General features: G+C 74.8%; 16 protein-coding genes. 9 read left to right on the top strand and 7 right to left on the bottom strand.

The window, feature by feature from the left end; genetic code table 11:
- Positions 1–26: 26 nt before the first annotated feature.
- The gene (locus tag ACH5AO_RS24340; protein ID WP_398927980.1) at positions 27–710 is read right to left on the bottom strand and encodes a hemerythrin domain-containing protein; all 684 of its coding nucleotides are present in this window, start codon (positions 708–710) and stop codon (positions 27–29) included.
- A gap of 452 nt (positions 711–1,162) precedes the next feature.
- On the opposite strand from ACH5AO_RS24340, the gene ACH5AO_RS24335 reads away from it, so the two are divergent.
- From ACH5AO_RS24335 to ACH5AO_RS24320, 4 genes are all read left to right on the top strand, one after another.
- Positions 1,163–1,971, top strand: a protein-coding gene (locus tag ACH5AO_RS24335; protein WP_398927978.1) for an IS5 family transposase whose coding sequence is annotated in 2 segments (ribosomal slippage) — positions 1,163–1,505 and positions 1,505–1,971 — 810 coding nt in all. Because the reading frame shifts where the segments join, the coding sequence is not laid out codon by codon here.
- A 629-nt stretch (positions 1,972–2,600) separates the two neighbouring features.
- Positions 2,601–2,828: a DUF5133 domain-containing protein gene (locus ACH5AO_RS24330; RefSeq protein ID WP_398927977.1), complete on the top strand. Its 228-nt coding sequence runs from the start codon at positions 2,601–2,603 to the stop codon at positions 2,826–2,828.
- A gap of 20 nt (positions 2,829–2,848) precedes the next feature.
- On the top strand, positions 2,849–3,352 hold the full coding sequence (locus ACH5AO_RS24325; protein ID WP_398927975.1) for a DUF6098 family protein: 504 nt from the start codon (positions 2,849–2,851) through the stop codon (positions 3,350–3,352).
- 81 nt (positions 3,353–3,433) lie between these two features.
- Positions 3,434–3,640 (top strand): hypothetical protein, encoded by a 207-nt coding sequence (locus ACH5AO_RS24320; protein ID WP_398927973.1) that lies wholly within the window; start codon positions 3,434–3,436, stop codon positions 3,638–3,640.
- A gap of 2 nt (positions 3,641–3,642) precedes the next feature.
- Here ACH5AO_RS24320 and ACH5AO_RS24315 read toward each other — a convergent pair whose 3' ends face one another.
- Entirely contained in the window at positions 3,643–3,825 is a 183-nt protein-coding gene (locus ACH5AO_RS24315) for an alpha/beta fold hydrolase (protein WP_398927971.1), read from the bottom strand.
- Positions 3,826–4,053: 228 nt separating this feature from the next.
- On the opposite strand from ACH5AO_RS24315, the gene ACH5AO_RS24310 reads away from it, so the two are divergent.
- Complete coding sequence (locus tag ACH5AO_RS24310; protein WP_398927968.1) at positions 4,054–4,224, top strand: hypothetical protein; 171 nt, start codon at positions 4,054–4,056, stop codon at positions 4,222–4,224.
- Between the two features lie 70 nt (positions 4,225–4,294).
- On the opposite strand, the gene ACH5AO_RS24305 is transcribed toward ACH5AO_RS24310, so the two are convergent.
- Positions 4,295–6,547: a heavy metal translocating P-type ATPase gene (locus ACH5AO_RS24305; protein WP_398927965.1), complete on the bottom strand. Its 2,253-nt coding sequence runs from the start codon at positions 6,545–6,547 to the stop codon at positions 4,295–4,297.
- A 78-nt stretch (positions 6,548–6,625) separates the two neighbouring features.
- On the bottom strand, positions 6,626–6,901 hold the full coding sequence (locus tag ACH5AO_RS24300; protein ID WP_398927963.1) for a heavy-metal-associated domain-containing protein: 276 nt from the start codon (positions 6,899–6,901) through the stop codon (positions 6,626–6,628).
- Positions 6,902–7,104: 203 nt separating this feature from the next.
- Here ACH5AO_RS24300 and ACH5AO_RS24295 point away from each other — a divergent pair, with 203 nt between their 5' ends.
- The 4 genes from ACH5AO_RS24295 to ACH5AO_RS24280 all read left to right on the top strand — a co-directional run bounded on the left by ACH5AO_RS24295 (position 7,105) and on the right by ACH5AO_RS24280 (position 15,015).
- Complete coding sequence (locus tag ACH5AO_RS24295) at positions 7,105–8,061, top strand: hypothetical protein (protein ID WP_398927961.1); 957 nt, start codon at positions 7,105–7,107, stop codon at positions 8,059–8,061.
- 88 nt (positions 8,062–8,149) lie between these two features.
- Positions 8,150–10,261, top strand: a complete 2,112-nt coding sequence (locus ACH5AO_RS24290) for a PQQ-binding-like beta-propeller repeat protein (RefSeq protein ID WP_398927959.1) — start codon at positions 8,150–8,152, stop codon at positions 10,259–10,261.
- A gap of 148 nt (positions 10,262–10,409) precedes the next feature.
- Entirely contained in the window at positions 10,410–12,776 is a 2,367-nt protein-coding gene (locus tag ACH5AO_RS24285; protein ID WP_398927957.1) for a PQQ-binding-like beta-propeller repeat protein, read from the top strand.
- A gap of 7 nt (positions 12,777–12,783) precedes the next feature.
- Positions 12,784–15,015, top strand: coding sequence for a PQQ-binding-like beta-propeller repeat protein (locus ACH5AO_RS24280; RefSeq protein ID WP_398927955.1), 2,232 nt, complete (start codon positions 12,784–12,786; stop codon positions 15,013–15,015).
- Between the two features lie 177 nt (positions 15,016–15,192).
- Here the strand turns inward: ACH5AO_RS24280 and ACH5AO_RS24275 are convergent, their stop codons facing one another.
- The 3 genes from ACH5AO_RS24275 to ACH5AO_RS24265 all read right to left on the bottom strand — a co-directional run bounded on the left by ACH5AO_RS24275 (position 15,193) and on the right by ACH5AO_RS24265 (position 18,961).
- Positions 15,193–16,458: an ArgE/DapE family deacylase gene (locus ACH5AO_RS24275; protein WP_398927953.1), complete on the bottom strand. Its 1,266-nt coding sequence runs from the start codon at positions 16,456–16,458 to the stop codon at positions 15,193–15,195.
- 355 nt (positions 16,459–16,813) lie between these two features.
- Positions 16,814–18,238: an ATP-binding protein gene (locus ACH5AO_RS24270; protein WP_398927951.1), complete on the bottom strand. Its 1,425-nt coding sequence runs from the start codon at positions 18,236–18,238 to the stop codon at positions 16,814–16,816.
- Positions 18,239–18,961: a response regulator transcription factor gene (locus tag ACH5AO_RS24265; RefSeq protein WP_398927949.1), complete on the bottom strand. Its 723-nt coding sequence runs from the start codon at positions 18,959–18,961 to the stop codon at positions 18,239–18,241.
- Between the last annotated feature and the right edge of the window lie 21 nt (positions 18,962–18,982).

Raw genomic sequence — 18,982 nt, 5'->3', positions numbered from 1 at the left:
CGCATGAACAGCAGCATTCCCCGGCGTCAGCGGCCCTCCGGACGACGGGTGGCACGAACCACGCAGAATACGGCGGCCACAGTTCCTGCGGCGGCGGAGGCCGTGAACGCGACGCGGCGGGCGGCTGAGCCACCGGCCGGTGCGAGGTCACGGAGCCGGTCGAAAAGGCTCAGGGGGACACCTCGCACGGCGTTGCCCGGCGGACGCCGCGGGACGCCGGGGTGGGGGCGAGTCGGAGCGGTCGCCCGAACCGTCTCCCACATAGCGCCGATCCGCCGCAACCGGCGGTCGCCGAACGCGTCCCGCAGATGGGGCAGCAGCTCGTCCTCCTCGTCTCGGATGTCCTGGCGGATGAGGGTGAACGCCTGCCGGATCCATTCGGCTCGCCGAGGGTCGTCGGGCGACTTCTCGACCTGTGCGACCAGATCGTTGATCGCCTGGTGCTCCTCCTCCACGCGACCGGTGAGCTCCTCGCCGTTGGGGGCTACTCGACGCAGGACGGGCCACAGAACGGTTTCCTCCGCGAAGGCGTGGCTGAACACCAGCTGGACGATGTCCTGCCACAGGGCATCAAGCTCGTCATCCGAACCCCCGGCCAGCCAGCAGTTCATCATCTTGTCGAGCCGGGCGTGATCCCGGCGCTGACGCACGAGGATGCTGCCGCCGCCTCCCAGCGCCGCGGGATCCCGGTGAGTGATCGAGATGGTCACGGTCGTCGCTCCTGCCTCGCGGTGACGCCTGGATACCCGGACCGGCGCCGTCCTTCGTGTCGGAGGACCGGAGGGGCCTCCGGCCTCAGAACGTGGGTTCCCATCAGACGCGTGCCCCATCATCTGGCTTCGTTCCTCCTGCGACCTTGGTCGGTGCGCCTCCTTCGCCCGTGCCGCCGGCATGGTTCGCCAACGGAGCATTCGCTTTCTGCCCTCGCCATGCGCTGCAGGGGCCGTCAGGCAGCCGAAGCGCATTGAGGGCACAGCGGTGTGTCCGACGATGATGTCCCCTGGATGGCGGGTGGGCCGCCGTTGCCTTCTGTCTCGGCCTCTTCTGTGAGCGCGTCGTCGATCGCCTTGCGGGTGCGGGTCCCGCTGGACGGCAGAAGGTGCGTGTACGTCCGGAGCGTAAGACGCCGTTTCTGATGGCGTGATCGTTCGTTGAGCGGTGCATGACGGATCTGGTTGAGCGGTTGGTGCCGGACGAGTTGTGGACGCTTTTCCGGCGGGTGGTCCCGCCGACGGAGGTCATACGTCCGCAGGGTGGCGGCAAACGGAGGGCCGGTGACCGCGAATGCCTGGCAGCGATCATCTTCGTGGCCACCTCGGGCTGCGCCTGGCGGCAGCTGCCGCCGGTGTTCGGGCCGGCCTGGCCCACCGTCTACCGGCGCTTCGCCCGGTGGAGCCAGGCCAGGGTGTGGGCCAGGCTCCACCGGGTCGTCCTCGACGAACTCGGTGCGCGGGGCGAGCTGGACTGGTCGCGGTGCGCGATCGATTCGGTCAGCGTCCGGGCGGCAAAAGGGGGCCTCTGACCGGACCGAATCCGACCGACCGTGGCAAGAGCGGATCGAAAATCCACCTCATCACCGACCGGAACGGCGTGTCGCTGTCGCTGGGCATCTCCGGCGCGAACATGCACGACAGCCTCGGCCTGCAGCCGCTCGTGCGCGGGATCCCGCCCATCCGCTCCCGCCGCGGACCGCGCCGCCGGCGTCCTGCCAAGCTCCACGCCGACAAGGGCTACGACTACGACCACCTGCGGAAATGGCTTCGCGAGCGTCGCATCCGCCACCGCATCGCCCGCAAGGGCATCGAGTCGTCCACCCGACTGGGCCGACACCGCTGGGTCGTCGAAAGAACGGTCTCCTGGCTGGCCGGCTGCCGCCGCCTGCACCGCCGCTACGAACGCAAGGCCGAACACTTCCTCGTCTTCGTCGGCATAGCCGCAGCCCTCATCGCCCATCGCCGACTCGCCAAGTGAAACAACGTCTTTAGGCAACTCGGCCCAGGGATGGTGCATAGCTTCGCCCCAGCCCTCGCACGGGCTGCTGACGACCGCGGACTGCCGCCCCGCAAGCCACACCGCGGCACCTGCCCCCCGTGGCCAGCCAATCACTTTCGAGGACACATCCGGGGCACATGAGCCTGTGAAACGGCGTTGACCGGTGAGAACTCGGGAGACATGTTTTCCCAGGTCAACGCACATTTCGCCGAGAAGCCCCAGGTCAGCGCCCCACCGCCCTCAATCGCTGCACGAGTGGCAGGACTTCTCGCACCGGCTGCACGAGGCGGGGCATCAGGCGTACTGCCTGGTGTGGCCCTGAGCCGGTTCCGGCGGTGGTGGGCGGGGTCTCTTCGGATCCCGCCCTTTCCCGTGCCCGAGAAGGACGGCTGGATGACCGGGGACGCCGTCCGCCAGGCCATGGGCAAGCAGGTCCAGAACAGCCGCGACCGGGGCCGGCCCCCTGCCCCGTCGGCCGACCGGATCGGGCGCCGGTCTCCCGGACCTCCCGCCCGCCGGTGCGGAATCCACCGGATTGGCGGCCGGGGCCCGGGGCACACGGGTCGGTGGACGACCCGTGTGAGCGATGGTGACGAGGGAGGCCCCCGATGCCCCTGGCACACCCCGTCGTGCTGAGGAACCTCATCGAGCGGTACGAGATCCCGCGCGCCCCGCACGCCGGGAACGGCACCGGAGAAGCACGCCGGCGCACGGAGGACGTCGCGTACACGCTGCGCGCGTCGACCGGCACCCGCGGCATCGACGCCGCCCTCGTCGCCGCCCGCCGCCGGCTGCCCGGGGCCCGTACCGAAGACGACTCCCTCCTGACCGCCTGACCGCCCCGGCCACGAGCACCATGACCAGGACCGCCGACCTGCCGACGTTCAGCAGCCTCGACGAGCTGGCCCGGCTCATCACCCGCCGCCGCGGCCTCTACGTGCGCTGGTCCCGCGGACCGGCGAGCGACCTGCCGAGGACGAGCAGTACGGACGATCTGACCGGGATCAGGCTGCCGGGTCTGTCGGCCAGCCCGCTGGACCTCGAGGACTGGTGGGGCGAGCGGCCCGTGCGCGTCTGGGTCGCCCGCCGGCTGTACGACTACTGCCACCTGCCGCGCGTCAAGGACGCCCGCACCCGGCCCTGGGTCCTGCACGGCTCCGAGACGGCACGCGGACCGGACAACGAACCGCTGGTGACGGAGATCGAGCCCCTCGGCTGGATCGCCGACCAGGTGATCACGGACGCCTGCCGCATCATCACCGAACAGCCCGGGCGCTGGGGCACGCTCGACCGGGACGACCCCTCCGAGGAGCCCCCCTCCTCCCTGGAGCCGTCGCCGGGGCGGCACGACCGCCGGTGACCTCCCGGCCGCGGAGGACCGTACCGGCCGCCTTACTGTTCCTCTCCGGGAGACGAGCGGTCGTCGAGGAGGCCGGGAACGATGGTGGCGGTACGTATGGCGGCGGTGGTGCTGGCCACCTGGACCGCGCTGGTCCTGCTCGTGCTCGCGCCCTCGCTCCTGCCGGAGCGGTGGCAGTACTACGTCTACTCGCCGGCGAGCGTGGGCCTGTGGATGCTGACCGTGCTCGTCGCGCCCTTCGTGACCTGCGTCGTCTTCTGGCCCTGGATCAGGACGGGCGGCCGGTGACGTCAGCCCAGGAAGTCCATCAGCCGGTCGTTCAGCTCCTTCGGCTCGGTGAGCGGCAGGGAGTGGTGGGTGGCTTGGGGGAGCAGCGCCACCTCGCCCCGCGGGAGGGTCCGGCGGGCCCTGTCGGCGACCTCGGCGGCGTCGTGGGCACGCCCGCGCCCGGCGAGCAGGACCAGTACCGGCATGCGGAGACCGGCGGCCCGGGGGCGGGTGCCGGCGATGAGTCTGCGGCCGGGGACGGTGGCGGCCAGCGCGTAGAGGCGCTGCCAGGTCTCGTCGGGGTGGGTGTCCGCCGTCTCCCAGGCGAGGAAGGCACGGGTACGGGCCCGGCTCGGGCGGATCAGGGTGGGCAGCGCGCGCAGCAGCGGCTCGGGTGGGTCCGGCGCGGCAGGGACACGGCCGACCGGCGACGGGTGCTGCTGGAGGTGGAGGAGGGGGCCGCACGACTCGGGTGGGCCTTCTTCGGGCCGGTGATCGGCGAGGTGGTGACGGCCGCGGAAGGTTTCGAGGAGGGCGAGTTGGAGACGGTACGCCGCTTTCTGGCCTCGGTGCTGGAGGTCACCCGGCGGGCGCGTTCGGCCTGACGGGTCCGCGGCACGCCGAAGCGGGGGAGGACGGGCCCGGCGGTCCGCTCTCCCCCGCCGGGGAGGCGTCTCAGTTCGCGGCCCTGAAGCCGCGCAGGCGCAGGGAGTTGCCGACGACGAAGACCGAGGAGAAGGCCATGGCGGCTCCGGCGATCATCGGGTTGAGGAGTCCGGCGGCGGCGAGCGGCAGGGCGGCGATGTTGTAGGCGAAGGCCCAGAAGAGGTTGGACCTGATGGTGCCGAGCGTCCTGCGGGCGAGGCGGACGGCGTCGGCGGCGACGCGCAGGTCGCCGCGGACGAGGGTGAGGTCGCCGGCCTCGATGGCGGCGTCGGTGCCGGTGCCCATGGCCAGCCCCAGGTCGGCCTGGGCGAGGGCTGCGGCGTCGTTGACGCCGTCACCGACCATCGCGACCGAACGGCCTTCGTCCTGGAGGCGCTTGACGATGTCGGCCTTGTCCTCGGGCATGACGCCGGCGATCACCTCGTCGATGCCGACCTCCGCGGCCACCGACTCGGCGACGGCCTTGTTGTCCCCGGTGAGGAGGATCGGGGTCAGGCCCAGGGCGCGCAGCCGGGCGACGGCTTCGGCACTGGTGTCCTTGACGGCGTCGGCGACCTCGATGACCGCGCGTGCCTCGCCGTCCCAGGCGACCGCGATCGCGGTCCGGCCCGCCGCCTCGGCGCCGGCCTTGGCACGCGCCAGGCCGGCGGGCAGCTCCATGGCCCACTCGGCGAGCAGCTTCTCGCGGCCGACGAGGACGGCGTGACCGTCGACGACGCCCCGCACGCCGAGACCGGGGACGCCCGCGAAGTCCTCGGGCACGGGCAGGGCGCCCACCCGGTCGGCGGCGCCCGCCGCCACCGCCCGGGCGATCGGGTGCTCGGAGGCGTGTTCCAGGGCGCCGGCGAGGCGCAGTACCTCGGTCTCGTCGGTGCCGTCGGCGGTGTGGACGGCGAGCAGGGTCATGCGGCCGGTGGTGACGGTGCCGGTCTTGTCGAGGACGACGGTGTCGACGCGGCGGGTGGACTCCAGGACCTCGGGGCCCTTGATGAGGATGCCGAGCTGGGCGCCGCGTCCGGTGCCGACCATCAGCGCGGTCGGCGTCGCGAGCCCGAGGGCGCAGGGGCAGGCGATGATCAGGACGGCGACGGCGGCGGTGAACGCGGCCGTCAGGCCCGCGCCGTTGCCGAGCCAGAAGCCCAGGGTGCCCAGGGCCAGGGCGATGACCACGGGGACGAAGACCCCGGAGATCCTGTCGGCGAGCCGCTGGGCGGCGGCCTTGCCGTTCTGCGCGTCCTCGACCAGCTTCGCCATCCGCGCGAGCCGGGTGTCCGCGCCGACCCGCGTCGCCTCGACCACCAGCCGGCCGCCCGCGTTCACGGTCGCACCGGTGACCGCGTCCCCGACGCCGACCTCGACCGGCACCGACTCGCCGGTGAGCATCGACGCGTCGACGGCCGAGGCGCCCTCGACGACCGTGCCGTCGGTCGCGATCTTCTCGCCCGGACGGACCAGGAAACGGTCCCCGGTCTTCAGCTCCCCGACCGGAACCTGCTCCTCACGGCCCTCCCGCAGCACGGTGACGTCCTTGGCGCCCAGTTCCAGCAGGGCCCTCAGCGCGGCCCCGGCCCTGCGCTTGGAGCGGGCCTCGAAGTAGCGGCCGGCCAGGACGAAGGCGGTCACCCCGGCGGCGGCCTCCAGGTAGATGTTCCCGGCGCCGTCGCCGCGGGCGATGGTCAGCTCGAAGGGGTGGGTCATGCCGGGCGTGCCGGCGGTGCCGAGGAACAGCGCCCACAGCGACCACAGGAACGCGGCCGACGTGCCGACCGAGATCAGCGTGTCCATGGTGGCCGCGCCGTGCCGCGCGTTGGTGAGGGCGGCCTTGTGGAACGGCCAGGCGGCGTACGTCACCACGGGTGCCGCCAGCGTCAGCGACAGCCACTGCCAGTACGCGAACTGCAGCGCCGGCACCATCGCCATCGCGACGACCGGGACGGCCAGCAGTACGGCGGTGACCAGCCGCTCCCTCAAGGGCCGCAGTTCGTCGGCGGGTTCGGCGCCCTCCGCGCCGGGCGCGGGCCCGGTACGCACCGGCTCGGGTTCGCGGGCGGTGTACCCGGTCGCCTCGACGGTGGCGATCAGCTCGGGGACGGACACGTCACCGCTGTAGTGGACCTTGGCCTTCTCCGTCGCGTAGTTGACGGTGGCGGTGACCCCGTCCATCCGGTTGAGCTTCTTCTCGATCCGGGCGGCGCACGAGGCGCAGGTCATGCCGCCGATGGCGAGTTCGACCTCGGCTGTGTCGGGGACCGTGGTGGCCATTGCTGCTCCTCGGGCTGATCAGGACGGAGGGGGTGTGGGGAGGGGAAGAGGGCCGGGCCCGGCCGGTGTGCGGGCCCTTCAGGCCGCGCGGCCGGTGAGTCCGTAGCCGGCGTCGTCGTCGGCCGCGGCCGGCGGCGCGCCGTCGGGCTCGCCCGCCGTGGTGACGGTGACCCGGCCGGCCTCGAGGTCGACGTCGACCGCCAGGACACCGTCCAGGGCGCCGATCTCCTGGGTGAGCGTGGCCTCGCAGTGCCCGCAGGTCATCCCGGAGACGTCGTGGACGGTGGCGGTGGTGCCCTCGGTCGCCGTGGCGGTGGTGGTGGAGCAGCTGCCGTCAGGGGGGCGGCAGGACATGGTTCCTCCTGGACGAGATGAGACGAGACGGAACGAGACGAAGGCGTACCCCCCAGGGGTACCTTCAACGTCAACCAGATATACCCCCACCGGGTATGTTTGGCAAACATCGACACCTCGCTTGCACATACCCCCCAGGGGTATATAGTCGGAGTTCAGTCCAGCAGAAGCGGCGACACGGCACCCGCACGAGAGGGCACGTCATGAACACCGGCATGAGGATCACTGCTTTCGCCGCCGCGCTCGCGGCCACCTTCGGCACCGCCTACGGCGTCGGCGCGGCGGCCGGCCCCGCCGCCCCGGACCGGGAACCGGCGGCCCACGCGGAACACGGGAGCCCGGCGCCCTCCGGCCACGGCGGGCACGCGGACACGGTCCCCGCCGGCCTGCAGATCTCCCAGGCGGGATACACCCTGGACCTCGAAACGCCCCGCGTGACCGCGGGCGAGAAGAGCGAACTCCGCTTCACCGTCCGCGACCGGGACGGACGACCGGTGACCTCCTACCGGCGCGAGCACGGCAAGGAACTCCACCTCGTCCTCGCCTCGCGCGACCTGGTCACCTACCGGCACCTGCACCCCGTACGGGCCGCCGACGGCACCTGGAGCACCCCCGTCGACCTGCCCGCCGCCGGCGCCTACCGGGTCTTCGCCGACTTCACCCCGGCCGCCGCGGGCACCGGCGGCCTCACCCTGGGCGCGGACCTCGCCGTCTCCGGCACGTACCGGGGCGCCGCCCTGCCCGAACCCGCCGCCACCGCCTCGGTCGACGGCTACACCGTCACGCTCCGCGGTGACCTGCGCCCCGGCAAGCCCTCCGAGCTGACCCTGGGCGTCAGCCGCGACGGCCGCCCGGTCACCGACCTGCAGCCCTACCTCGGCGCCTACGGCCACCTGGTCGCCCTGCGCTCCGGTGACCTCGCCTACCTCCACGTCCACCCGAACGGCGAACCCGGCGACGGCACCACCGCACCCGGCCCCGACGTCTCCTTCACCGCCACCGCGCCCACCGCCGGGACGTACCGCCTCTTCCTCGACTTCCGGCACGACGGCACCGTCCGCACCGCGGCCTTCACCGTCCGCACCGGGCAGCCCGCCCCCGCCGGCACACCGGAGCCGGCGACCGGTGAGGAACACGGCGACGACGGCCACCGGCACTGAACCCGCAGGAGACCGGCGGCCGGTCCCACGGACACCGGCATGGTCGACGCCCCACCGTCTCCGGCCACGACCCCCTACGATCGGCGCCGTGACGGAACTGGTACGGCCGCTGGGGACCGGCGATCCGGAACGGCTCGGGCCGTGGAGGCTGCTGGGGGTGCTCGGGGCCGGCGGCATGGGGACCGTCTACCTGGGGCAGGCGGGGCGGCGGCTGGCCGCGGTGAAGACCCTGCGGTCCGAGAACGCGGGTGACCCGCACTTCCTGGCGCGCTTCAGGCGCGAGATACGCGCGGCGGGCGCCGTACGGAATCCGTGCGTGGCGAGGGTGTACGACGCCGACCTCGACGGCCGTGTGCCGTGGTTCGCCGGGGAGTTCGTCCCCGGGCCCACGCTGGAGCGCACCGTCACCGACCGGGGACCCCTGCCGCCGGAGGCGGTCCGGGTGCTGGGCGCCCTGCTCGCGCACGCGCTGCGGGCGCTGCACGCGGCCGGAGTCGTGCACCGGGACCTGAAACCGTCCAACGTGCTGCTGACCGCCGACGGCGTGCGCGTCGTGGACTTCGGCATCGCGCGCATGCCGGACGCGACGGCCCTCACCCTGGCCGCGCAGCGGCCGGGCTCCGCGGGCTACATGTCACCGGAGCAGGTCCTGGGCGGTGAACTCGGGCCTCCGAGCGACGTCTTCGTCCTGGGAGCACTGCTCGCCTTCGCGAGCACCGGACACCACGCGTTCGGCGCCCATGCCGCGCTGGTGGACTTCGCCGTCGTCCACGAGGAGCCCGACCTCACCTCCGTACCGGACGGGCTGCGCCAGGTGCTCGTCCGGTGCCTGGCCAAGGATCCCGCGCTGCGGCCGACGGCGGCGGAGCTCCAGGAGCTGTGGAGCGGGGGCGGCGGCCGTGCGCTCCCCGGGCGGGCGGCCGCCCGCGTCCCGGTTCCGGCGGACTGGCTGCCGTCGGGCGTCCTGCTGGACATCGCCGCACGCGAGCGCCGCGCCGCCGAGCTGGCCGGGCACCCGGTCCCCGGTGGACGCCCGGGTGCCCGGCGGCCGCCGCGACGGCGCTCGGTGCTCGCCGCGGCCGGCGGGTCACTGTTCCTCGCCGGCGCGGGCACCGCGGCCTGGCGGTGGTACGCCGACGACGGCACCCGGAGCGACGCGGCCGCGGCTCCCGTGCCGCGCTGGACGGGCGCCCCCGGCACTCAGCCGGATCCCCTGTGGGAGGTCTCCGGCCTCGCGCCCGAGCCGCCGTTCCCACCGACCGCGGCGGGAACACTGCTGCTGGCCGCGCTCCCCGGCAACGGCGTGGTGGCTCTCGACGCCCGTACCGGAAAGGAGCGTTGGCGGACGGGGAACATCCGCGCCGTGGTGACCGCCGGGCGGCCCCTGGCCCTTGACGAGGACGGCGCGCCGGTCGCCCTCGCACCGGACACCGGAAGCGTGCGATGGCGCGGCTCCGGCGGGCTGCGCACGCTCCTGGCCGCCGACGGCGACACCGTGTACGGGCTCGACGGCTCCGGCGGGATCACGGCCGTGCCCACCGGGGACGGCACCCGGCGCTGGCGTCGGACGGCGCCCTCCGGCGTCGGGACGACCGCACGGGCCGCCCTCGCCCACGGGCTGCTCCTGCTCGCCGGGGAGGACGGCGTGGTGCACGCGCTGCGCACCCGGGACGGCGCGGAGTCCTGGCGGCAGGACACCGGTACCGGCGCCGCGCTGCGGCCCGCCGCGGACGACGACGGCGTCTACCTGGGCGGCGCGCGACTGCGCGCCCTGCGTCCGGCGGACGGCGCGCGGCTCTGGGAGCTGCCGAGTCAGGACTTCGCCGAGGGTTCCGCCGGCTTCGGGCCGCCCACGGTACGCGGCGACCACCTGTACGCGGCGGACGGCGACGTCCTGCGCAGGGTGGCGCGCCGGGACCCCGGCTCCGGCGCGGAGTTCGACATGGGCGGGACGTGGGATCCGTTCGGCGGCCGATCGGGGCCGCGTGCCGGTGTCGCCCCCGTCGTCGCGGGCGACGGCGTCCACCTGACGCCGGCCGACCCGGCGGCCGGTGTCCTCGCCGTACGGATCAGCACGATGGAGGAGCAGTACCGCTTCGTCCCGCCGGGCGATCCGGCGGGCGCGTGGCTGGTGGCGGTGGTGGACGGCGTACCGGTCATGCAGTGCGGGGAGCGGCTGTTCGCCCTGCCGCCGCTGTGACTCCGTTGTGACGGCGCGGGACGACGTGTGCATGTCGTAGTGGCCTAGGCTTGCTCACCGTCCTTGTCTCAAGGGGGGGTTGGGGACTGTGAGGGCTCTGAGCGGGGCGGATCCACGGCAGTTCGGACCGTACCGGACACTCGCGGTGTTGCGGGGTGCGGGCACCACCCGGAGTTACCTGGCCCGAGGGGGCGGCGGACGCACCGTCACCGTCACCGCGGCGGAACCACGGCTGGCGACGGTCTCCGTCTTCCGCAGCCGCTTCCGCCAGGAGGTCGCGGCGGCACGGCTGGCGGGGCCGTGGGCGCTGCCCGTACTCGACTCCGCCCCGGACGACCCGGTGCCCTGGTTCGCCTCACCGTTCACCCCTTCCCTCTCGCTCGCCGAGGCCGTGGCCCTGGCGGGGCCCCTGCCCGAACCGGTCGTACGGGTCCTGGGCGCGGCCCTCGCCGAGACCCTCGAGCGCACGCGCACGGCGGTCGGCGGGGCGTTCCAGGGGCTCGGTCCCGAGGTGGTGCTGCTGGCCGCCGACGGTCCTCGGATCAGCGCGTTCGGCCCGCTGGGCGCGGCCACGGCGGCGGCGGAGGGGCCGGGAGGCGGACTGGCCGTGACGCTGGGCTACCTGACGCCGGAACAGGTCGCCGGCCACCGGCCGGGGCCGCCCGCCGACGTCTTCGTGCTGGGCACCCTGCTGGCGTACGCGGCCACGGGCACGAACCCCTTCGGCGCGAACGACGCGGGCACGGACTCCCCCGACGCGGACCACACGGACCACGCGGACCATGCGGGCGTGCGTCCCGTCGCCGGGGACGTCTCCCGGGGCGCCGCGCGCCACCGGGCCGCCGAGCGCATCGCGCACCAGGAGCCCGACCTCGCCTCCGTCCCCGAGGAGCTGCGTGCGGTGCTCGCCCGGTGCCTGGCCAAGGACCCGGCGCGGCGGCCGGAGCCGTCCGTGCTCGCGGCCGTCCTCGCTCCCTCCGGCGCGGCGGCCTCGGTGAGCGCGGGCTGGCTGCCGGCCCGGCTGACCGCCGCCCTGGCGGAGCAGGCGTCGGCCGTGCTCGCGCTGGAGGAGCGGAAGGACCGGGAGGAGGCCGCGCCCGCCGTCCCGGCCACGCCGACCGTGCCGGACGCGAGCCCGGCAGCCGCCGCCGGCGCGGGCCCGGCGTCCGGAACCGGCCCGGCGGGCGAGCGGGGCGCCGCACCGGCCCGGCCCACCACGCGCCGTGTCGCGAACCTCGACCGCAGGACCCTGCTGACCGGGGTGCTGTCCGGCGCGGCGGGACTGGCACTCGGCGGCGGCGTCACGGCGTGGGCGACCGACGACCGCCCGCGCCCCGCCGCGGCGAGGAACCCGGCCGCGCGCAAGCCGCACGAACCCGTCCCCGGAGTGCCCCCGACGGCGCTGTGGGCGTACGACATGCCGGACACGCTGCTCTTCGGCAGCCCCGCCCTGCACGGCGACGTGCTGTTGCTGCCGGGGGACTCCCTCACCGCCCTGGACGTCCGTACCGGCAGGGAGCTGTGGCGGCGCAAGGAACCGCTGGACCTCGCCGCCCACCCCTTGCGGGTCGACGACGAGCTTCTCGTGGTGCTGGGCGTCCAGGGGCTGTTGTGGCGCTCCGTGAAGAACGGTGCCCGCCGGCACAAGGTCCCCTACGAGCAGCTCCTCGAAGCCGGTGAGGACATGCACAGCCCCGAGCTGGTGGCCCGGGACGGTGCGGTGGTCTGGTTCAGGGGCACCGTCGAGAAGACGGCCGGCACCGGCACGAAGACCGACGGCACCGACGGGAAGACCCGCACCCTGTTCGCGTACGACGTCGTACGGCGCGAACCGCTGTGGCGGAGACCCCTCGCGGAGAACGAGTACGTCGCCTGGGCCGCACCCCACCGCGACCTCCTGGTGTCGTGCCGGGACGCGCCCCGGCCCAAGGACAGGAGGAAACGGAGGAAGCAGCCCGAGGGGCTGCAGGAGTTCTTCGCGCTGGACCGCGCCTCGGGCAGGGAGGTGTGGGCGAGAACGATCGGCGGCCTGACCATCAGCGCCTCGTGCGCCCTGTCCGGCACGGGAACCCTGTACGCCGCGCAGGACCGCGAGGTGCGGGCGTACGAGCTGCGTACCGGCCGGGAGCTCTGGCGCAGGCGCCACGAGAACCCGCACGGCGTGTACGGGATGCCGGTCCTCACCGGGGACACCCTGTACGTCGCGGACAACGACCCGACCGTGTACGCCCTCGACCCGGCCGACGGCCGGAAGCGGTGGAGCCGCGGGACCGGCTTCCTGGCCGGGAGCGGCGCACCCCCCTCCGTGGCCGTCAGCGCGTCCGGCGCGACCGCGCTCTCCCTCGACGCCGTCCAGGTCACCGCGTTCACCACGGCGAACGGTGAGCGGCTGTGGAAGTTCCAGGCCGTGGGCGAGCAGGACACCGGCGGCCTCGAACCGTACGAGCTGCTGACCGTCGACGGGATCTGCGTGGTCCAGTACGGCAGGTACTTCTACGGCGTCCCGGTGGAGTGAGCGTCACATGAGCCCCGTACAGCCCCTCGCCCACGACGACCCGGACCGCCTGGGCCGCTACCGGCTGATCGGCAGGCTGGGCAGCGGCGGCATGGGGACGGTCTTCCTGGCCCGCTCGTCCGGTGGGCGCACCGTCGCGCTCAAGACGGTGCACCCGCGGTTCGCCGCCGAACCCGAGTTCCGCGTCCGGTTCCGTCTGGAGGCGGAGGCGGCACGCGCGATCGGCGCCCGGCACGGCGCGACCGTGGTCGACTGCGACCCCGACGGGGCCGTGCCCTGGCTGGCCACCGAGTACCTGCTCGGGCCCTCGCTCGACGAAGCGGTGCGCCTGGCGGGACCGCTGCCCGAACACACCGTGCGCGCCGTGGGCGCCCACCTGGCGGACGCGCTCGGCGAGATCCACCGTACGGGCATCGTGCACCGCGATCTCAAGCCGTCCAACGTCCTGCTCACCGCGGCCGGCCCGAAGATCATCGACTTCGGCATCGCCCGTGCGCTCGGCGCCCAGCGGCTCACCGCGACCGGGCAGGTCGTGGGCACCCCGGCCTACATGTCACCGGAGCAGGCGACGGGGCACGACCACGGGCCCGAGGGCGATGTCTTCGCCCTCGGCGGTGTGCTGCTCTTCGCCGCGACCGGGCGTCCGCCGTTCCCGGGGGAGAGCGCGGCGGACATCCTGTACCGCGTCCGGTACGGGGAGCCGGACCTGACCCACGTACCCGACGGCCTGCGGACGGTCATCGCGTCCTGCCTGCGCAAGGAGGCCGCGGACCGCCCGGCACCGCCCCTGCTCTCCTCGGAACTCGGGGCGGGCGGGGGCACGTTCGCGGAGTCGCTGCCGGAGGCGGTCCTCGCCGACCTCGCCGCGCGCACCACGCGCCTGTGGGATCCGCGTCCCGTCCGCTCACCGGCGCCCGGTCCGGACTCCGGTGAGCGTACGGAGACCGACGCGCCGCCACCGCCACGGCGCCGGGCCCTGTTCACACTGGGCGGAGGGCTCCTCGCGGCCGGCGCCCTGACGGCGGGCGCCGTCGCGTACACCCGGCGGGGCCGGCAGGACCCCGGGAACGGCGAGCGGAGGACCGCGGCGGACGCCGGGGCGGGCCCGCCCGAGGCCGCCTGGACGTTCGCGGGGACCTTCGACCACAAGGTCCGGCCCGTGGCGGCGGGCGGTGTGGTCCTGGTCAGGGACGCGCTCCGGCCCCGCTACACCGCCGTGGACGCCGCCACCGGGCGGAAGGAGTGGACGCGGGACCCGCTGCGGGACGTCCTGGACACGGACGGCGGACCGCTCGCCGTCCTCGACGAGGAGGAAGGCGTGACGGGGTCGTCCCCGGTCCGCCCCGCGCTCCTGCGGCTCGACCCGCAGACGGGCCGCACGAGCCCGCTGCACGACTCCCTGGGCACCCCCGCCCTCGAACCGACGGCCCTGCTGACGGCCGACCGGCGGACGGTCTACGTCCTGGCCCGGCTGCCCGGCCGGGGCGGGGAGCCCGCGCGGCCGTTCCTGAGCGCGTACGACCTGGTCGGCGGCGCGGAGCGCTGGCGCGAGGCACTGCCGGAGAAGGGCGTGGGGGCCGAGCCGCTGAGCGCCGTCGTCGAGGGCGGGCGGCTGGTCTGCGTCACCCGGCTCGGGCTGACCGCCCGCGCCGCCGACACCGGCCGGACGCTGTACGGCAAGCGCTTGGTCGACCCGGCCCGGTACGACGTGGACGAGGAGAGCGACCTGCCGGCACCGAGCGCGGCCGTGGTGCGGGACGGGCGGATCCACGTCAGCCAGGGCGAGGTGCTGGCGCTCGACGCGCGCAGCGGTGAGACGCTCTGGCGCTGGGGGGCCGAGGAGCCCAGCACCTGGCCCGGCGGACCGGTCTACGGCGCGCCGGCCGTCCAGGACGGCGTGGTGTACGTCGTGGCGGCGCCCGAGGACACCCGGGGCACGGCCGGGCAGGCCGCCTGGCGGCTGATCGCGCTGGACGCCGCGACCGGTGAGTTCCGCTGGGACCACCGCGCCCCGCTGCGGCTGTGGCCCGGCGCGCCCCTGCTGCGCGGCGGGCTGGCCCTGCTGACCCCCTTCGACGAGCGTCGACTGCTGTACGCGGTGGACCTGCGGGACCACAAGGCCGCATGGACCTACTCCGGTCCCGCGCAGGACACGGCCTCCCACTCCCTCGCGGCGACGCCCGGGTACGTCTACGTCCTCCGGGCGGGCGCGCTCACGGCACTGCCCCTGCGGGAGTGAACGGCGGCGCGTCCACGGTCACGGCCGCCGGGGACACCGCCCGCATCCGGCCGCACGGGGCGCGCCTCCCTGGATGGCCGACGGGAAACCCCGGGTCGACGTCCCCCCGCCGCCCGCCGCCTCCTGTCGCCGCCCGGGCGGACGTCCCCTTCCCGACGGGCCGGGAGGCATGTCGCCTCACTTCGTCCCGACGGTCCGCAGCACCGTCAGCACCAGGGTCCGGGCCGCCTCCACCGTCTCGCGCAGGGAGACGTGTTCGCGCTCACTGTGCGCCACCGCGATGTCCCCGGGGCCGTACTGCAGCGTCGGGATGCCGGCGCCGACGTAGTGCCGCAGATCACTGCCGTACGTCGCGCCGCGCCGCCTCGGCCGGGGGCGGCCCGTCGCGTCGGCGTACGCGGCACCGGCCGTGTCCGCCAGGGAGTGCCCCTCGGGCAGGCGGCCGCTCGCGAACTGCCCGCCCGGCCAGCTCACGGCGGCCGGATGGTCCCGCAGCCAGGGGTCGGCGGCGCACGCCTCGGCCACGCACCGCTCGAACTCGGCGCGCGCGTCCGCCGGGTCCTCGCCGAGGCGTACGCCGAGCCGGCCCTCGGCGACCAGCAGACCGGGCACGCTGCTCGCCCAGTCCCCGGCACGTACGGTGCCCACCGACAGGGCGTACGGGATCGGGTACTCGGCGAGCAGCGGGTCCGGGTCCCGGTTCCGTTCGGTCTCCAGCGCGGCCAGTGCCCGGTGCAGGGGAAGGTAGGCGTCGACGGCGCTGACCCCCCGCTCCCGCGAACTGCCGTGCGCCGCCCTGCCGGGCACGGTGACGCGGAACGTCAGCGCACCCGCGTTGGCGGTGATCAGCGTGCCGGCCGTGGGCTCGGCGATGACGCAGGCGTCGCCGCGATGACCGCGCCGCAGGGTGCCGAAGGCGCCGAGACCGCCGTCCTCCTCGCCGACGACGCAGTGCACCGCCACCCGGCCGCGCAGCCGTATGCCTGCCGCGCGGATCGCGGCGAGCGCGGTGAGGTGCGCCGCGAGACCGGCCTTCATGTCGCAGGCCCCGCGCCCGTGCACGAGGTCCCCGGTCACCCGGGGCACGAACGGGTCGCCGTCCCACGCGGCGGGATCACCCGGCGGTACGACGTCGACATGCCCCTGCAGGATCAGCGTGGGCCCGTCACCGCCGTCGGGGGTGGTGCCGACGAGCCCCCACGCCTCCTCGCGGGGCGCCTCCGTCCCCGGGAAGTCCGGGTCGGCGCGGAGTGCGGGCAGGTCCATCGCCCACAGGTCGACGTCCAGCCCGAGCCATTCCAGCCGCCCGGCCAGCTGATGCTGCAGCTGGGACTCGGCGGCGCTCCCGGTCACGCTGGGCACGGAGATCAGCTCCAGCAGCGTCCGTCCCAGCGCCTCCTCGTCCACCGCCGCCAGAGCCGCGGCCTCCGCGTCGGTCAACATGCCACCCTCCCCGCACCATGCAGCGGCCCTCTACCGCCCCCGCCCACATACCTGCGCACCCCGGCACCCGCCTACGCCTGCCACCCCTCGCGGCCGCGGACGGAGTCGCGCCTCCCCCAGTGCCGTGAAGGCCTGAGAGGTGCCCCCGGCGATGGGATCCCCCCCGCTCGAGCGGAGCCGGGGGCATCCATGGGGAGGAGGACCTCAACGCCCCCCCTGGTGTCGCGGCACGGCCGCCCGCCGGGGTACCTCCCGCACCGGATCGCGCGCCCCGTCCCGGCCCACACCCCACCGCGCGGGAACGCCACTCACCCGGCCGACCACCGGCCCACACCCCACCGCGCGGGAACGCCGCTCACCCGGCCGACCGCTGTACGCCCTCCACCGTGAACCCGGTCACCGTCCCCCCGCCCTCCCGCCGGAAGGCGTACGGCGCGCCACCGTGCGCGAGGGCGATCTCCCGGACGATGGACAGCCCGAGCCCCGACCCCGGCAGGGAGCGCGCGTCGGCGGCGCGGTAGAAGCGGTCGAAGACGCGGGTCAGGTCGTCGTCCGCGATGCCCGGCCCCCGGTCGCGCACCTCCACCCGCACCGTCCCCGGCCGCGCGGGCCCGGCGACGTGGATCTCGACGGGGCCGCGCCCGTCCCGGTCGAACTTGACCGCGTTCTCGACCAGGTTGGACACCGCCCGTGTCAGCATCCCGGGCCGCCCGTCGGTCGTGGTGTCCCCGCTCGCGCGGACCAGGATCTCCCGCCCCGTGCGCCGCCGGGCCAGCCCCGCGACGTCCTCGGCGATGTCCGCGAGGTCGACCCGCTGTGACGGCTCGGTGTCGGACTGCCCGGCCGCGAGATCGATCAGCTCGTTGACGAGGTCGGTCAGTTCGCGGGCCTCCTGGGTGAGGTCGGCGACGAGTTCCTCACGGGTGCCGGGCGGGAGTTCGTCGATGCGGCGCAGCAGGGAGATGTTGGTGCGCAGCGAGGTGAGCGGCGTACGCAGCTCGTGCCCGGCGTCCTGGACCAGCCGGCGCTGGTCCTCCTCGGACTGGGCGAGCCGGCCCAGCATGCGGTCGAAGGCGCGGCCGAGGCGCCCCACCTCGTCGTAGCCGGCGACGGGCACCTGGATGCCGAGGCGCCGGGTGCGGGCGACGGCCTCGGCGGTGTGGGTGAGGACGACCAGGCGGCGGGTGATGCGCCGGGCCAGCCACCAGCCGAACAGCCCGGCTCCGACCACCACCGCCACCATCAGGATCAGCGTGCGCCGCTGGAGGGCCCGCAGCAGGTCCTCGGTGTTGCTGAACTCCTGCGCCACCTGCACCGCGCCCCGGCCGCCGCCCAGCGAGACGGTCGCGACCCGGTAGACGTCGTCGCCGACGTCGACGCCCGCGTGCACGGCCACCCGTCCCGCCGTCGTGGCGCCCGCGACCCGCCGGTCGGCGTCGACCACCGGCAGCCCCGGGTCGCCGGGGTCGAAGACGCTGCCGTCCGGGCCGAGGACCTGCACGTCGGTCCGGGCGGGCCGCACCAGGTCGTGGCCGGGCGCGGCGGAGGAGAAGTCGTGCGGGGTCATCCGGTTGTCCCGGACCTCGCTCCGCAGGTCCTGCACGACCTCGTCGAACACGGACTGCTGGTCCACCCGCACCAGCCGGGCGGCGGCGTTGTACGACAGGATGCCGACCAGCACGGTGACGGTGGCGGTGACCGCCGCGAACGCCACCGCGAACGTGGTCCCCAGCGACAGCAGCCGCAGCCGCCTCCGCGAGACCGGCCGCCCGTACGGCACTCAGCCCTCCCGCAGCACGTAGCCCACCCCGCGCACCGTGTGGATCAGTTGCGGTGCGCCGGGTTCGTCGAGCTTGCGGCGCAGGTAGCCGACGTAGACGGCGAGGTTCTTGGAGCCGGGGCCGAAGTCGTAGCCCCAGATGCGGTCGTAGATGGTGGAGTGGTCCAGGACGATGCCCGCGTGGCGGATCAGCAGCTCCAGCAGTTCGAACTCGGTGCGGGTCAGCTCCAGTTCGCGTCCGCCGCGCCAGGCCCGGCGCGCCCGGGGGTCCATGCGCAGCCCGGCCGCCTCCACGAACCGGCCGGAGGTGTCCGGCTTCGCCTCCTCCACCACCGGCCCGGGATCCGGCGCCACCGGGGCCGCCCGGCGCAGCAGCGCGCGCAGCCGGGCGAAGACCTCCTCGACGTCGAACGGCTTGACGACGTAGTCGTCGGCGCCCGCGTCCAGTCCCGCGATCCGGTCGGCGGTCTCCACCAGCGCGGTCAGCATCAGCACCGGTGTGCGGTCGCCCTCGGCGCGCAGCACCCGGCACACCTGGAGTCCGTCGATGCCGGGCATCATCACGTCGAGCACCAGCACGTCGGGCCGGCCGCGGTGGGCCTGCGCGAGGGCCTCGACGCCGTCGGCGACGGCCGTGACCCGGTAGCCCTCCAGGGTGAGGGCGCGTTCCAGGGCGTTGCGGATGGCGCGGTCGTCTTCGGCGAGCAGAACGGTGTGCGGCACGCGCCCAGTGTGCCAACCGCC

Origin of the sequence: Streptomyces sp. NPDC018964 (assembly GCF_044390325.1) — a bacterium.
Lineage (GTDB): Bacteria > Actinomycetota > Actinomycetes > Streptomycetales > Streptomycetaceae > Streptomyces.
The sequence above is the reverse complement of the archived record's forward strand: the minus strand, read 5'-3'. Positions and strand labels throughout refer to the sequence as shown.